General features: G+C 73.5%; 8 protein-coding genes. 6 read left to right on the plus strand and 2 right to left on the minus strand.

Annotated features, from left to right (window positions below):
- Positions 1-32: 32 nt before the first annotated feature.
- The 6 genes from OHB01_RS18165 to OHB01_RS18190 all read left to right on the plus strand — a co-directional run bounded on the left by OHB01_RS18165 (position 33) and on the right by OHB01_RS18190 (position 11,526).
- Complete coding sequence (locus tag OHB01_RS18165) at positions 33-2,240, plus strand: acyl-CoA dehydrogenase (RefSeq protein WP_328710916.1); 2,208 nt, start codon at positions 33-35, stop codon at positions 2,238-2,240.
- A gap of 69 nt (positions 2,241-2,309) precedes the next feature.
- Positions 2,310-4,424 (plus strand): hypothetical protein, encoded by a 2,115-nt coding sequence (locus OHB01_RS18170; protein ID WP_328855713.1) that lies wholly within the window; start codon positions 2,310-2,312, stop codon positions 4,422-4,424.
- Between the two features lie 152 nt (positions 4,425-4,576).
- Positions 4,577-4,708 carry a hypothetical protein gene (locus tag OHB01_RS18175; protein WP_256862666.1) on the plus strand — a complete coding sequence of 44 codons (132 nt, stop codon included), beginning with the start codon at positions 4,577-4,579 and terminating at the stop codon, positions 4,706-4,708.
- A 222-nt stretch (positions 4,709-4,930) separates the two neighbouring features.
- Positions 4,931-6,409 carry a glycosyltransferase family 4 protein gene (locus OHB01_RS18180; protein ID WP_328855714.1) on the plus strand — a complete coding sequence of 493 codons (1,479 nt, stop codon included), beginning with the start codon at positions 4,931-4,933 and terminating at the stop codon, positions 6,407-6,409.
- Positions 6,410-6,415: 6 nt separating this feature from the next.
- Complete coding sequence (locus OHB01_RS18185) at positions 6,416-10,546, plus strand: alpha-(1->3)-arabinofuranosyltransferase domain-containing protein (RefSeq protein ID WP_328855715.1); 4,131 nt, start codon at positions 6,416-6,418, stop codon at positions 10,544-10,546.
- Positions 10,543-11,526 carry a DUF3068 domain-containing protein gene (locus OHB01_RS18190; RefSeq protein ID WP_328708207.1) on the plus strand — a complete coding sequence of 328 codons (984 nt, stop codon included), beginning with the start codon at positions 10,543-10,545 and terminating at the stop codon, positions 11,524-11,526. Before OHB01_RS18185 ends, OHB01_RS18190 begins: the two co-directional genes overlap by 4 nt.
- Here OHB01_RS18190 and OHB01_RS18195 read toward each other — a convergent pair.
- The gene (locus tag OHB01_RS18195) at positions 11,467-12,237 is read right to left on the minus strand and encodes a class I SAM-dependent methyltransferase (protein ID WP_328855716.1); all 771 of its coding nucleotides are present in this window, start codon (positions 12,235-12,237) and stop codon (positions 11,467-11,469) included. The genes OHB01_RS18190 and OHB01_RS18195 overlap by 60 nt on opposite strands.
- Before the next feature lie 1,902 nt (positions 12,238-14,139).
- A complete protein-coding gene (locus OHB01_RS18200; protein ID WP_261985938.1) occupies positions 14,140-15,420 on the minus strand; it encodes an acyltransferase family protein in 1,281 nt (426 codons plus the stop codon).
- Positions 15,421-15,557: the final 137 nt, after the last annotated feature.

Consider the following 15,557-nt stretch of genomic DNA (forward strand, 5'->3'; position numbering starts at 1 on the left):
GGTTCTACAAGGACCTAGTGCTGGAGGATCTTATGGCGATCGGGCTGAGCGAGGAGCACGAGGCGCTTCGCGAGTCGGTGACCGGATGGGCCGAGCGGGCCGTGCCCGCCGACCTCGTGCGGAGCACGGTGGGCGTCCTCGCCGATCCGGGAACGGAGGAGCGCCCATCCTTCTGGCCCGCCCTCGCCGGCCAGGGGCTGCTCGGGCTGCACATCCCCGAGGAGTTCGGCGGCTCCGGCTATGGCCTCCTGGAGGCGGCCGTGGCGATCGAGGCGCTGTCGGAGCGGGTGGCGCCCGGCCCGATCGTGCCGACCGTGCTCGCCAGCGCCGCGATCCTCGCCTCCGAGGGCAAGGCCCAGGCCGAGCTGCTGCCCGGGCTCGCGGACGGGTCGCTGACCGGCGCGGTGGCGCTCGACGCCGAGATCACCGGGGTCCGCGACGAGGACACGCTGACGATCAGCGGCGCGGCCGGGTACGTCCTCGGCGCGACGGTCGCCGACGTGCTGGTCCTGCCGGTGGCCACGGACGGCGGCGAGGAGTGGGTGGCCGTCGACGCCGCCCAGGCGACGGTCACCGCGGTCAAGTCGCTCGACCTCACCCGTGGCGTGGCCAAGGTCGAGCTGGACGCCGTACGGGTGCCCGCCGAGCGGGTGCTGACCGGCCTGACCGGCGCCGAGGTGCGGAACGTGGCCGCGATCGTCCTCGGAGCGGATGCCGCCGGGGTGGCCGCCTGGTGCGTGTCCGCCGCGGCGGACTACGCCAAGGTCCGGGTGCAGTTCGGCCGCCCGATCGGCCAGTTCCAGGGCATCAAGCACAAGATCTCGCGGATGCTGGTCGCGCTGGAGCAGGCGCGGGCCACCGTCTGGGACGCCACCCGGGCGGACGGCGCCGAGCGCGACTACGCCGCCGCGATCGCCGCCGTCATGGCGCCCGACGCGGCGGTGCAGTGCGCCAAGGACGCGATCCAGACGTTCGGCGGCATCGGCTACACCTTCGAGCACGACGCGCACCTCTACTACCGCCGGGCGCTGACCCTCCGCGCGCTGCTCGGCTCCTCCTCCGAGTGGTCCGACCGGGTGGCCGGGCTCGCGCTCCAGGGTGTCGCCCGGGAGATGGAGATCGACCTGCCGGAGGAGTCGGAGCCGCTGCGCGCGTCCATCCGGGCGGAGCTCGCCGAGATCGCCGCCCTGGAGGGCGCCGAGCAGAAGCGGGCACTGGCCAAGGCCGGTTTCGTCATGCCCCACCTGCCCAGGCCCTGGGGCCGCGCGGCCTCCCCGCTGGAGCAGGTGCTCATCCACCAGGAGGTCAGGGCGGCCAAGATCAAGCCGCCGCAGATGATCATCGGTGCGTGGGTGGTGCCGTCGCTGGTCACGTACGGCACGCCGGAGCAGCAGGAGCGGTTCCTGCCGCCGACGCTGAGCGGCGAGCTGATCTGGTGCCAGCTCTTCTCCGAGCCGGAGGCCGGCTCCGACCTCGCGTCGCTGCAGATGAAGGCGGAGAAGGTCGAGGGCGGCTGGAAGCTCAACGGCCAGAAGATCTGGACGTCGGTGGCGCACGTCGCCGAGTGGGCCATCTGCATCGCCAGGTCCGACACGTCCAAGCCCAAGCACGACGGCATCACCTACTTCCTCGTGAACATGAAGGCGCCCGGCGTCACCGTGCGGCCGCTGACCGAGATGACCGGGGAGAACCTCTTCAACGAGGTGTTCCTCGACGACGTCTTCGTGCCGGACGAGATGGTCGTCGGCGAGGTCAACGAGGGGTGGCGGGTCGCCAGGAACACGCTGTCGAACGAGCGGGTCTCGCTGTCGTCCGGCTCGGGCGGCACCGGCGCCTCCGTACCCGACCTGCTCGGTCTGGCCGGCCGGCTCGGCCGTGAGCTCACCCCCGCCGAGCGGCAGGACCTCGCCCGCGTCGTCTGCGAGGCGCACTCGATCAACGCCCTGTCGCTGCGGGTGACCCTCAAGCAGCTCGCCGGCAGCGAGCCGGGCGCCGACGCGTCGGTGCGCAAGCTGCTGTCCACCGCGCACGCGCAGCACGTCTCCGAGGTGGCGGTCTCGCTGCTCGGCCCGGCCGCCGTCACCGCCGCCGACTGGAAGCTCGGCGACGCCGGCTACTGGAACCGCGCCGTGCTCGCCACCCGCGCGATGACGATCTACGGCGGCACCACGGAGGTGCAGCTCAACATCATCGCCGAGCGCATGCTCGGCCTGCCCCGCGACCCGGAGCCGGGCAAGTAGCCCTCAGGTGACCGGCCGGTCACCCGGGCCACCGGGCACCCGGGTGACCTGCCATTAGCCTGTACGACTATGTGGCGGCCCTTCCGGTTTGCGCGCCTTGGCCTCGCCGGGCGTGACGGCGCCGCCCTTGGGGCGGCGCTCGTACGGCTGGGGCCCGCCCTGCTCGGCCTGGCGTTCGGGGTGCTGGCGCTCGGGCCCGCCCTGGGACCGGGATTCGTCCTGCGCTACGACATGGTCTTCGTGCCGGACCCGCCGGTGCACCTCGGCGACGGCTTCCCCAGGGCCGTGCCGAGCGACCAGGTCGTGGCGGTGCTGTCGGCCGTGATCCCGGGTGAGATCGTGCAGAAGGCGATCCTGCTCGGGCTGTTCGTGCTGGCCGCCTCGGGCGCGGCGGCGCTCGCGCGCGACGCCCTGCCGGGGAGCGGGATCGTGCCCCGGCTGGCCGCAGCGGCGTTCTACGCCTGGAACGCCTATCTGGCCCAGCGCCTGCTCATCGGACAGTGGGCGCTGCTGCTCGGATATGCCGGGCTGCCCTGGGCCGTGCGCGCGGTGTCGCACGCCGGGTCGCACGCCGTGTCGCACGCCGGGTCGCACGCCGTGTCGCACGCCGTGTCGCGTGGTGTGTCGCGTGGCGGGGCCGTGCGGCTCGCGGCGGCCCTCCTGCCCGCCGCCGTAGGCGGGTTCCAGGCCATGCTCGTGAGCGCTCTGACCGTGCTCCCGGTGGCCGCGCTGTGCCGGCGGGACGGTGGCGGGGAGGGCGGCAGTGATGGCGGCGAGGGAGACGGCCGTGATGGCGGCGAGGGAGACGGCCGTGATGGCGGCGGGGGAGGCCGGGTGCGGGCGGTGCTCTCGTCGGTGTCGCCGCCACTGGGCGTCCTCGCCGTGCTCAGCCTGCCGTGGCTCGTCCCTGCGCTCACATCGGTGATCGGGGCGGACACCGCGGCCGACCCCGCCGGGGTGGCCGCCTTCGCGCCCCGGGCGGACGGGCCCTTCGGAACGCTCGGCAGCCTGCTCACGCTCGGCGGCATCTGGAACTCCCACGCCGCCGTGCCGGGACAGGACATGCCCGCGCTCGCCGCCGTCCGCCTCGCCCTCGCTCTCGTCGCGATCGCGGGGTTCGTGCGGCTCGGGTTCGTACGGTTCGGCTTCGCGCGGCTTGGGTTCGTGCGGCGGCCCGCGTGGTGGCGGGGTCTGGCCGCGGCGGCGTGCGCCGGTGTCGTGATCGCGTGCGCCGGGGCGTTCGCGCCGGGCGTGCCGCGCGCTCTGATCGGCTGGTGGGCGGGGTTCGGCCCGCTCCGCGACGGCCAGGCGTACATCGCGCCGCTCGCGCTGGCGCAGGCCGTGGGGGTCGCGGTGGCGGTGACGGCCCTGCGCGCCGCGATGCCGGCTCCGGTCGCGGCGGCCACAGTGGTGGTGCCGGTGCTGGCCCTGCCGACGTTCGCGCTGGGCGCCTTCGGCAGGCTCGGGACGGCCGAGTATCCCGAGGAATGGCGCCGTGTGCAGGCCATCGTCAACGGGGATCCCGCGCCCGGCGCGCTGCTGTCGCTGCCCTGGAGCGCCTACCGGGCGTTCGCGTGGAACGGCGGCCGGGTCGTCCTCGACCCCGCCACCAAGATGTTCTCCCGGCCCGTGGTGTGGAACGACGGGCTCGTCGTCGGCACGGGTGACGGGACGCGGATCCGGCTGGCCGCCGAGAGCCCGCGCGCGCGGCGCATCGGCGCGCTGCTGGCCGCTCCGGAAGCGGCGCCAGGGGCACACGCAGCCTTGCCCACTGCGTCGAGCACTGCGTCGCCCACCGTGCCGAGCACTGCGTCGCCCACGACACCACCCACGACACCGCCCGCAACGTCGGTCACCGTGTCGCCCATTGCGTCGCCCATCGAGCCGCCCGCAGCGTCGCCCACGACGCGCACCGTGCCACCCGCGGTGTCCACAGTGTCGCCGACAGTGCCGCTCGCGACGCCGCCCACTGTGTCGGCACTTGTGCCGCCCACGGCGTCGCTCACTGCGTCGCTCACTGCGTCGCTCACTGCGTCGCTCACTGCGTCGCTCACAGTGGCGCTCCGGCGGGAGGGGGTGCGGTATGTGCTCGTGGAAGGAGTTGATGAGAACACGTTCTTGTCTCGGTTCCCGGGGGTGACCCCCGTATACAGAGGCCGGGAACTTCTCCTGATACGCCTGTGAACTGGGAAGACCTGCGCCTCGTGGCATACTGGACGGTAAGTCTTTTTATCACGGTTTGACCAAGGCTCTGGTGTAGGAGCTGTATCACGTTCTAATCTCGGCGCACCGTACATACCGCTAGGCACTGTGCGTTCCGACAAGGAGGAAGCCACGTGTTGAAGGTGCTGGCTGCTCTCGCGGTCGGGGCCGTGCTCGCCGGCGTCGCCTCCGTGGCGGTCGTCAACGTGGCCGCGCCCACCGCCGAGCCGCCGAACAAGCCGCTCTACAACTACGGCGACAGGTGAGCGCACCAGACCTGACGCCCGTGCCATAAGGACTTTCTCGAAAAGGACTCCCCGCGAAGACCCAGTTCGTCAGGGGCGTGGCTCCGCCATGCCCTCATGCGTCCGTGCCCCGGTTCACCCGCACCGCCCCGCCCGCCGCACCCGGACCACCCGTACGGGCGGCCACGTCGCGCGGTGCCTCCCCGAACTCCCCGCAGAGACGCGTCACCCGAAGGAGTGGTCGTGGTCGCACAGGGTGCGAAGGCGAAGTCCTCGGGGCGCCCGGCCCCCTCTCTCGAACCGCCCGGCAGGCCGCATCTGGCGGCCACCGGCACGGTCGCGGCACCGGCCGCCGTTCCGCTGCTCGACGGCGTACGCGCGGCCGTGCTGAACTTCCGCGAACCGAGCCAGACCGTCGCGGGCGGCGCGGAGGAGTACGCCTGGCGAGTCTCGGCCTACCTCGTCGGTCAGGGGGCGCGCGTCCACTTCCTCACCAGCCGGGAGCGCGACCAGACCCGCGGCGAGGCGCGTGACGGCATCGAACTGCGCCGGATGGGCAACAAATACCTGGTCTACCTTCTCGTCCCGCTCTGGCTGCTGATGCACCGCCGCCGGTTCGACGTCATCATCGACTGTATGAACGGCATCCCGTTCTTCTCGCCGGTCGTGGCGCGCCGCCGTACGCGGGTGATCTGCGTGGTCCACCACGTGCACGACCGGCAGTTCTACGCCTTCTTCCCCCGGTGGCTGGCGCGGATCGGCTGCTTCATCGAGGGGCCGGTGGCGCGGCTGCTCTATCGGCGGTGCACGACGGTGACGGTCTCCGAGTCGTCCCGCGACGAGATGCGCGCGCGGCTGCGCTGGCTGGCGCCGATCGAGGTGGTGCCCAACGGCAGCCCGACCGCGCGGCCCGTCGCGCGGGAGCCGGTGCCCGGCGACCCGGCCGTCGTCTACCTCGGCCGCCTGGTCGGCCACAAGCGCGTCGAGCGGGTCGTCGAGCTCGCCGCCGAGCTGGCGCCCGCCCGTCCCGGCCTGCACGTCCACGTGATCGGGCGGGGCCCCGAGCACGACCGGCTGGCCGAGCGGGCGGGCAGGCCCGACGTGGCCGGACGCGTCCACCTGCACGGATTCCTGCCCGAGAGGGAGAAGAACGCGGTGCTGAGCGGCGCCAGGCTCAACGTCACGGCCTCGGAGTTCGAGGGCTGGGGGCTGACCGTGATCGAGGCGGCCGCGCTCGGCGTGCCCACCGTCGCCTACGACGTGGCCGGCCTGCGTGACTCCGTACGGCATGGCGTGACGGGGTGGCTGGTGCGCGACGGCGAGCGGCTCGCCGACGTGGTCGGCCAGGCGCTGCGCGAGCTGGACGACCCCCTGACCAGGGCGCGGATGGCGCGGGCATGCCGCCAATGGGCGGGCGAGTTCACCTGGGGGAAGACCGGGGCGGCGATGACCAGGCTGGTGGCCGGCGAGCTCGACCGGCTCCCCGCGCGAACCCCCGGCGACGGCCCCGTGAAGTCCGGCTCCCAGAAGTCCGGTTCCGTGAAGTCCCGCCCCGAGACCGGCTCCGAGAAGTCCCGCCCTCAGAAGTCCGGCGCTGAGAAGTCCGGCCCCGAGACCGGCTCTGTGAAGTCCCGCCCTCAGAAGTCCGGCGCTGAGAAGTCCGGCCCCGAGAAGTCCGGCCCCGAGACCGGCTCTGTGAAGTCCCGCTCCGAGAAGTCCTGAGCGCCCGTGTCCGTCGACGTCTCGGTCCACCCGAGGGAGCCCGGCTCCGCCCGGGAAGCGGTGACCCGCACGCCGGAGGCGCCCGGCGAGGCTCCCGCCTCGGCCGAGCCCGCCGCGGGCTCGGCGGGCTCGCCGGGCCGTACGCTGCGGCACCGGCTCCGGTTGCTGGCGGGCTGCCTCCTGCTGGCGGCAGTCGCGTTCAACACCGCGCCCGGCGCGGTGATCTCCGAGACCAAGCTCGACATGGCGGTGAACCCCCTGGGGTTCCTGTCGCGCGCGCTCCACCTGTGGGATCCGGCCTACTTCGGCCACCTGCAGAACCAGGCGTACGGCTATCTCTTCCCGATGGGGCCGTTCTACGTGCTCTTCCGGGCCCTGGACATGCCGGCCTGGGACATCCAGCGGCTCTGGATGTCGCTCGTGCTGTGCGCGGCGTTCCTCGGCACCGAACGGCTGGCGCGGGCGATGGGCATCGGCTCGCCCGGCACCCGGCTCCTCGGCGCGCTCGCCTACGCCCTGGCCCCGCACGCGCTGGCGCTGATCGGGATCAACTCCTCGGAGTTCCAGCCGAGCGCCGTGCTGCCGTGGGTGCTGCTGCCCCTGGTGCACGGCACGCGGGAAGGGGCGAGCCCGCGCCGGGCCGCCGCGCTGTCGGCCGCCGCGTTCCTGTTCGCGGGCGGCGTCAACGCGGCGGCGGAGCTGGCCGTGCTGGTCGTCCCGCTGCTCTACCTGCTCAGCCGCCGCCACGGTGGGCGCAAGTGGGCCCTGCTCGGCTGGTGGCTGCCGTTCGTCGGCCTCGTGTCGATGTGGTGGCTCGTCCCGCTGCTGCTGCTCGGGCGCTACATCTTCTCGTTCCTGCCGTTCATAGAGACGGCGTCGGCGACCGCCAGCGTCACCTCCCTGGTGAACGCGCTGCGCGGCACGTCGAGCTGGATCTCGTTCCTGCCGGTGGACGGGCAGCCGTGGCTTCCCGCGGCCTACGACCAGGCGACCGTGCCGTGGCTGGTCGCCGCGACGGCGCTGGTGGCAGGGCTCGGGCTGACCGGCGTCGTCCGCAGGGCCACCCCCGAGCGGACGTTCCTCGCGCTGTCCGTGATCGCCGGTCTCGTGATCGTCACCGCCGGGCACGCGGGCGACCTCGCCCACCCCTGGACCGGCCAGGTCAGGGACCTGCTCGACGGGCCGCTCGCGCCGTTCCGCAACCTGCACAAGTTCGACGCGCTGATCCGGCTGCCGCTCGCGCTCGGACTCGCCGCGCTTCCCGTAGCGGGCCCGGTGCGGCTGCGCAGACCCGTCACCGCCGTGGCGGCCGGGCTGCTCGCGCTCACGCTCGTGCCGGTCGGTACGGCCGGGGTGACCGCTCGTGGTGCCTTCGCGGACATCCCCGCCTACTGGCGAGAGGCGGCGGCCTGGCTGAACCGCAACACGGGCGACGGCATGGTGCTCGCCATGCCCGGCTCGGCGCGGGGCGAATACCTGTGGGGACGTCCGCTCGACGAGCCCATGCAGTCGCTGCTGACCGTGCGCTGGGCGACCCACGCCAACGTGCCGTGGGGGTCGCCCGGCCTGGCCCGGCTCGTGCAGGCGGTGGACGAGTGCTTCGCCACCGGGCACGGCTCGCCGGGTCTCGCCGAGGCCCTGCGCCGGGCCGGGGTGACCTACCTGCTCATCCGCAACGACCTGGTCAGGGAGGCGCTCGGCACCGCCTGGCCCGCCCGGGTGCACCAGACGCTGCAGGACTCGGGGCTGACCAGGACCGCCGAGTTCGGGCCGCTGGTGGGCCTGACCGCGAACGGCACCGCCTCGGGCTGGCTCGACCAGCCCTACCCGGCGCTGGAGGTCTACACGATCCCTGAGACGGCGCCGCTCGCCTCGATCGTGCCCCGCGCGGGCACGCTGCACGTGGAGGGCGCCCCCGAGGCCATGCTCGACCTGGCCGAGGAGGGACTGCTCACCGGCGACCGCCCGGTGCTCGTCGGCGACGAGCCGGGCGCGGCGCAGATCCCCGCCCGCGACACGATCCTCACCGACACGCTGCGCAAACGCGACATCGTGTTCGGTGACGTGCGGCGCATCGCGTCGGCGACGCTGACGGAGGGCCAGGCGCCGGTCACCACCGATCTCACCGACCCGGCATGGTCGTCGGCCACCTCGACCGCCCGCTATCTCGACGTGAAGGACGTCACCGCCTCGTCGGCGGACTCCGCCGTGACCGCCGCCGTGGGCCAGCGCGACCCGGGGCGGCAGCCGTACGCCGCGCTGGACGACGATCCGCGCACGGGCTGGCGGTCGGACGGCTGGAAGGGCGCGGTCGGGGAGTGGCTGGAGGTCCGCTTCACCGGCCCGGTGGACCTGACCGAGATCTCGGCGGCCTTCGAGCAGGGGACGCTCGGCCCGCCGGTGGCCGAGGTCGCGCTGGAGACCGAGCGCGGCGTCCGCCGGGTGGCGGTGGCGCGCACCGACGCGCTCCAGCCACTGCGCCCGGTGCCCGGGACGAGCTCGTGGCTGCGGATCCGGGTGACCCGGCTCGCGTACGAGCCGAAGACGGCGCTCGGCAGCCGGGTCGGCATCACCGACCTGCGCATCCCGGGCGTACGGGCGGTGCGGACGATCTCGGTGCCCGACGTGTCCGGCGAAGATCCGGGCACCGTGCTGCTCACCAAGCGGGGGGACGCCGACGCGTGCATGCGGGGCTCGGTCACCTGGACCTGCTCCTCGCGGCTGCAGACCATCGGCGAGGACGGCTATGGCTTCGACCGGCTCGTCCCGGTGGCCCACGCCGGCGTGCGCACGGTGCGCGGGCAGGCCGTGCTCAGCGATCCGAAGGCGGCGGACCTGCTCACCACGCTGCCGGACCGCTATCCCCACGTCACCGCGTCGTCCACCGCCACCGAGCACGGGGCCGTGCTGGGCCGCCAGGCGATGGACGGCGACCCGGCGACGCTGTGGTACGCCCAGCCGTTCGACCGGCATCCGACGCTGTCGATCGACCTGGGCGAAAAGCGGAGCTTCTCCCGGATCCGGGTGCTGTTCCCCGACTCGGCGCAGGGCATCCCGCCCGTGAAGCTCACGCTGCGCGCGGGGGAGAGGGCCGTGCAGGGGTGGGTGGACAGAGACGGCGTGTTCACCTTCCCCGCGGTGAAGACGCGGACGTTCACCATCGAGTTCACCGCGCCCGCCTCGCGCCCGATCGAGGTGGCCGAGATCGCCATCCCCGGCGTGAAGCCCCTCGGCGGCCTCGGCGCCATCCCGCTGCGGCTGCCCTGCGGCTATGGCCCGACGCTGCGGGTGGACGGCGACGACGTGCCGACCCGGGTGGTCGGCGGCACGCTCGACGACGTGCTCAACGGCCGCCCGTTGACCTACTCGGGCTGCGCGCCCGTGCACCTGACCGAAGGCCGCAGCAGGGTCAGCGTGGCGCCGGGCGACGCCTTCCGGGTGCGCTCGGTGGTGCTGGACGACGGAGCGGAAGCCGAACACGAGAAGGTGACGGCCACCCCCGCCACGGTGACGTCATGGGGGCCGCAGGAGCGCCGCCTGCGGGTGGCCGCAGCCGCGCCGTCCTATCTGGTGGTCAACGAGAACTACAACGCCGGCTGGCAGGCGTACCTCGACGGCGTGCGGCTGACCCCCGCACGGCTCGACGGCTGGCGGCAGGCCTGGGAGCTGCCGGCCGGCGGCGGCGAGGTGGTGCTGCGCTACGAGCCCGACCCGGCCTACCGCGCGGCGCTGCTCGCCGGGCTGGGCCTGGCCCTCGTGGTGGTGGCCCTGGCGCTGGTGCGGGGCCGGTCGCGCCTGCGCGCCGCAGGGCCGGGCCGCGTCCGTGTGCTGTGGGTGTGGATCGCCGCGCCGGTCGCCGGGCTGTGGGCCGGAGGCGTGGCGGGCGTGGCCGTCGTCGCCGCCGCGCTGGCGGCGTTCCTGTGGCTGCGCGGGATCGCCGCCGCTCAGCACGCCGATCCGACCCGTTTCCGGGTCTTCGCCCGCCATGCCGCCTCCGCGTGGGTGGCGCTGGTCGCGCTCGGTCTCGCCGGGCTCGCCCAGGCCGCCGGGCAGGGCCTCGCCGCCGACGCGCTCTGTCTCGTCGTGCTGGCCCGGCTGCTGGCCGCCGTACGGGACGAGGGAGGGGTGAGCCGGTGACGGACGCGTTCGTGCGGCTGCGGCGCCCGCTCCTGCTGGCGGGCATCGCCTTCCTGGTCACCGTGGGGGCGCTGTTCCACTTCTACGTCTATCCGCGGACCACGGTCATGCCGCTGGAGCAGACCCGCGTGCAGCGGCTGGTCTCGCCTTCGGCCACCTATCTCGACACCGCGACCTTCCGCCTGCACCGCGACGTGCCGGTGCAGAACACGGTGGCCGTCTATGGCGATCCGGGGGCGGGCGACGACCACACGGCCGTGTGGGTGGAGTTCTCCTCGCTCGACACCCGGGACGGCGAGCGCGTCGACTATCACGAGCGCCGCACGGCCTTCGACCGGCGCACCGGTCTTGCCGTCGACTGCTGCGCGGCCTATGTGGACGAGGATCCCGGCGTGCGGCAGACCGGGCTGGCCTTCCGGCTGCCCGCCCGGGCCGAGCCGCGCTCGTACGCGATGTTCGACCCGCTGCTGCGGCGGGAGGAGCAACTGCGGTTCGAGCGCGAGGAGACCGTCGCGGGCGTGCCGACCTACCGCTACACCTACTCGGCCGGGCCGGTGAAGACCGCCGATCTGCCCGGCCCGGTGCCCGGCACGACGGTCGGCATGCCGGAGGAGGAGCGGGTCGCCGTGGCGAGATACACCGAGATCACCCGGACGATCTGGGTCGAGCCGGAGAGCGGTCTGACCGTGCGCACGCAGGAGCGGCGGCGCGACACGCTGCGCACGCCCGACCAGGTCGAGCGGCTGGTCGCCTTCGACGCCGACCTGACGACGAGCACCGCCGAGGTGTACGCCTTGGCCGGGGAGGCGGCCCGGTTCCGCCGGTGGATGCTGCTGACGCGCGAGTGGATCCCGCTGGGGTGCGGGCTGCTGGCGATTCTGCTGGCCGGCGGCTACGCGATCGGCGTCCGGCCGGGAAGGTCAGCGGCGGCGCAGCACGAGCAGCAGGTTCCAGGTCACGATCTCGCGAACGCCGGGTAGATGGATCACCGGGGTCGCCCAGCGAGGGTGGTAACGCGGCAGGGCGTCGACGAGGTCGGCGCCGGGATGCCGCCTGGCCCACGCGAGCGCCCGGGCCACCGAGACGGCGTACAGGCTCGTGCCGTACACGTTCTTGGGGGAGCGGCCGTGGCGGCGCGCGTAGCGGCGCGCGGCGTGATGTCCGCCCAGGTAGTGCCACGGCGAGGTCTCGTGGCCGCCCCACGGCGACAGCCAGTTGGTGAACGACAGGTAGACCAGGCCGCCCGGCCGCGTCACCCGCACCATCTCGTCGCCCATCCGCCACGGATCGGGCACGTGCTCCAGCACGTTGGAGGAGAAGCAGACGTCGACGGATCCGGTCTTCATCGGCAGGTCGAGGGCGCTGCCGAGCACCGCGCCGTCGGGGATGGCGCCGGTGCGCGCGCTCATCTCCCCGGCGTCGCAGTCGACGCACACCGGCCGCGCGCCCACGGCGCGCAGTGCTTCGGTGAAGTAGCCGGGCCCGCCGCCGACGTCGGCGACGAGCGCGCCGTCGAGGTCGGCGTACGCCGCGAGCTGGGCGATGGTGTCCCGGGCGAGCAGGCCGTAGAAGAAGTCGGGGTCGGTCTGCTCCTTGCGGAAGGCGCTGAACAGGCGGATCGAACGGGCCAGGTCGGCGCGGAACGGCTCGGCGTGCACGACGTCCCTCTCCTGTCGGGTGCGCCGGAGCATAACATCCCCCTTTGTCCCACGGCGCTGGGAGAATTCCGATGACTCAGACCATGCGTACGGAACGGCCCGGGGCCCTGCCGGGATGGCGGGCGGGCCTGCGGAACCCCGTCATGATCGCGGGCGTCCTGCTGGTCGTGGCGTCGCTGGCGGTGCGGATCCCCGTGCTGACGTCGTCGTCCTTCGTGGAGGACGACTTCCTGTTCGTGGGCGACGCCTACGAGCACTCTTTGACGTTCGACTTCCTGTTCCGCGTCCACAAGGGCCACCTGATGCCGGGGGCGCTCGGGCTCACCTGGGTGCTGTCGCGGCTGTCGCCGTACGACTGGCTGCTGGTCTCGGCGGTCACGCTCGCCGTCCAGGCGGCGGTGGCGGCGATGCTGCTGCGGCTGCTCGTGCGGCTGTTCGGCACCCGGCCCGGGATCCTGCTGCCGCTCGCCTTCGCCCTGTTCTCGCCGCTGACGGTCCCGGCCTTCGGCTGGTGGTCGGCCGCCATCAACGCGGTGCCGCTGCAGCTCACGATGGTCATGGCCCTGGCGGCCCAGGTCAGGTGGGCCGGGGAGGGCGGGGCGCGGCACGCCCGCCGGGCGTTCTACTGGGTGCTCGCCGGCATGGCGTTCAGCACGAAGGGGGTCTTCGTCCCGTTCCTGCTGTTCGCGCTCACCACGTCGTACCTGCGGCCGTGGGCGGGCCCGTGGATCGCACTCATGCTGCGCGAGCTGCGCTCCCACTGGCGGCTGTGGGGCTCCTACGTGCTGCTGATGGGCGGATACGCGGCGCTCTACCTGGCCCGGCGCGGCACCGCGCCGGGCGAGGGCGCGGCCGTCCCGGCTCCGGGTGACGCGGCGAGCCTGCTGGGCCGCCTTCTCGGCCAGGTCTTCCCGGCCGGGGTGGTCGGCGGGCCGCTGTCGTGGGGCCCGGTGCTGCCCAACGGCGGGCTGGCCGACCCCGGCCCGCTGCTGGTGGCCGCGGGGTGGGCCGTGCTCGCCGCCCTGGTGGTCGCCACCGTGCTGTGGCGGCGGCGGGCCGTACGCGCCTGGGTGATCCTGGCGGGCTACCTGGTGGCCGCGGACGGCGTGCCCACGGCGATCGCCCGCGGCACCGGGCTCGCCCAGGTCGTCGGCTCCGAGACCCGTTATGTCGCGGACGCCGCGATCGTGCTCGCGGTCTGCCTGGGGCTCGCCCTGCTGCCCGCCCGGGACGAGACCGCGCCCTACCGCCGGCCGATTCCCCCCGGGAGCGGGCTGCCGACGGCGGCGGGCCTCGTCGCGGGCGCCTATCTCGCGATGTCGATCGTGTCGATCCAGAACTACCGCGACACACTGTCGGGCGACCGGGTGCGGGCCTACCTGGCCGCCGTACGGGCCTCCCTCGCCAAGACGCCGGACACGGCGGTGATCTACTCCAGCCCGCTGCCCGAGGACATCGTGCTGCCGTGGAACGGCAACCGCAGGCTCAGCCACCACCTGCTGGCCCCGCTCGCCCGGCCCGCGCTGCGCGCCCGGATGCGGGTGCCCGAGCCGTCGGAGCACGCGCTCGTCTTCGACGACAAGGGCGGGCTCGCGCCGGTCGAGGTGAAGGCGTCGGTCGGGGTGCTGCCGCCGGGGGACCGCTCGTGCTTCCCGCTGTTCGGCGACGCGATCTTCTTCCCCGACGTCGTCTCGTTCGGCGGGCCCGGGCCGGTCGCCGGGCTGGCCTACACCGCGAAGCGGGACGGCACCGGCAGCTACGAGATGAGCGGGCAGCAGGGGCGGTTGCGGTTCCATGCCACCGGATCCAGTGGCGCGCTGGTGCACTTCCCGGTCACGGCCGTCGGCAAGGGGCTGCTGATCCGGCTGGACGACCCGGCGGCGGTCTGCCTGAAGGGCTTCGCCTACGGCGACCCCGTGCCCGGCGCGCCCGCCCCTACGGACGCGGTGACGCCGCCGTCTCCGTCTCCTTCCCCGTCGCCCTCGCCTTCTGTGAAGAGATCTCCGTCTCCGTCTCCGTCTGTGTCCCCCTCCGCGTCCCCCTCCGTGAAGAGGTCGCCCGGAGGGCGAGGCGCCTCGCCGGCTCCTCGACGTAGCGATGGGTGAGCGTGGCCAGCAGCAGCGTGAACGCGCCGACCACGACGAGGTTGCCGGCGAAGTTCCCGCTCCACGGCCGCTGCTCGGTGAAGTCGTACCAGAGATAGAGGGCCACGAACTGCCACAGGAACACGCCGTAGGACACCCGGCCGAGGAAGCGCATCACCCGGCTGCCCAGGAAGCGCCCGTACGGCGAGCCCCCGGCGGGCAGCAGCGCGGCCGGGGTCACCAGCCCGGCCGCCACGGTGGCGTACAGGGCCAGCTCCGACAGGTCGGCCCACACGCCGTCCACGCCGCTGAAGCGCGTGCCGGTCAGCGGCGAGGCCGCCACGGCGTACGCGAGCGCGGCGACGAGCAGGAACGAGCCCGCCGACGCGCCCGCCGCCCGGACGAACCGGTGCGCTGGGCCGTCCTCGCGGGTCTCTTGGCGGGCCCACTCGGAGACGACGGCCAGCGCCATGCCGATCGCGAAGAACACCCAGGCTCGGGGCAGCCAGGTGTTCAGGTAGGGCCGATAGACGGGGAAATAGGTGAGCAGCGCCCACGCGAACGACGACGCGGCGAGCACGGCGACGCCGGTCAGCAGCCGCCGGGCGCGCCTGCCGAGATCGGGACCGCCGCGCCGCGCGTACGCCGCCAGCACGGCGGCGACCAGTGGCAGCAGCACGTAGAACGCGGCCTCGACGCACAGGCTCCACATCTGGGCGAGCCCGCGCGGCCCGAGGCCGAACCACCAGGGGTGGATCTCGTAGGTCTGGCCGAGCAGCAGCAGTTGCAGCCACGTCTTCACGTCGCCGAGGTGCGGCCCGGCCCACAGCGTCATGGCCGCGACCACGACCAGCCAGTACGCCGGGAGGATGCGCAGGGCGCGCTTGACCAGGTAGACCCGGGTGCTCGGGGGACGCTCCCCGAGCAGCGCGGCACGCGCGTAGGGCCGGTAGAGGAGCAGCCCGGACAGTGCGAAGAAGATGGGCACCGCGACGTCGCCCCGGGCGAGCAGGCTGCTGAAGAAGTTGTCGTGCAACGCCGCCGCCGACTCGATCGCGACGTGGAACACGAGGACGGCGATGGCAGCGAGCGCCCGCACACCGTCGAGGGCGTCCACATGTCCGGCAGGCACCTGACCGGAAAGCACCGGTGTGTCACGAACAGGTTGCGAACCGGCCGGTAACATGTCACGAGTCGCCGTCGAGCTAGAACCTGTTTCGGTCACTTTTCCGCATCCCTCGTGACGTTGGTCACCGCCCCGTCTAACAT

This window comes from Microbispora hainanensis, assembly GCF_036186745.1.
Classification (GTDB): domain Bacteria; phylum Actinomycetota; class Actinomycetes; order Streptosporangiales; family Streptosporangiaceae; genus Microbispora.

Bases quoted from the DNA above. Each gene is read 5' to 3' on its own strand.
- OHB01_RS18165 (WP_328710916.1), top strand. From the start codon at position 33: ATGGCGATCGGGCTGAGCGAGGAGCACGAGGCGCTTCGCGAGTCGGTG.
- OHB01_RS18195 (WP_328855716.1), bottom strand. From the start codon at position 12,237: ATGCTCCGGCGCACCCGACAGGAGAGGGACGTCGTGCACGCCGAGCCG.
- OHB01_RS18170 (WP_328855713.1), top strand. From the start codon at position 2,310: ATGTGGCGGCCCTTCCGGTTTGCGCGCCTTGGCCTCGCCGGGCGTGAC.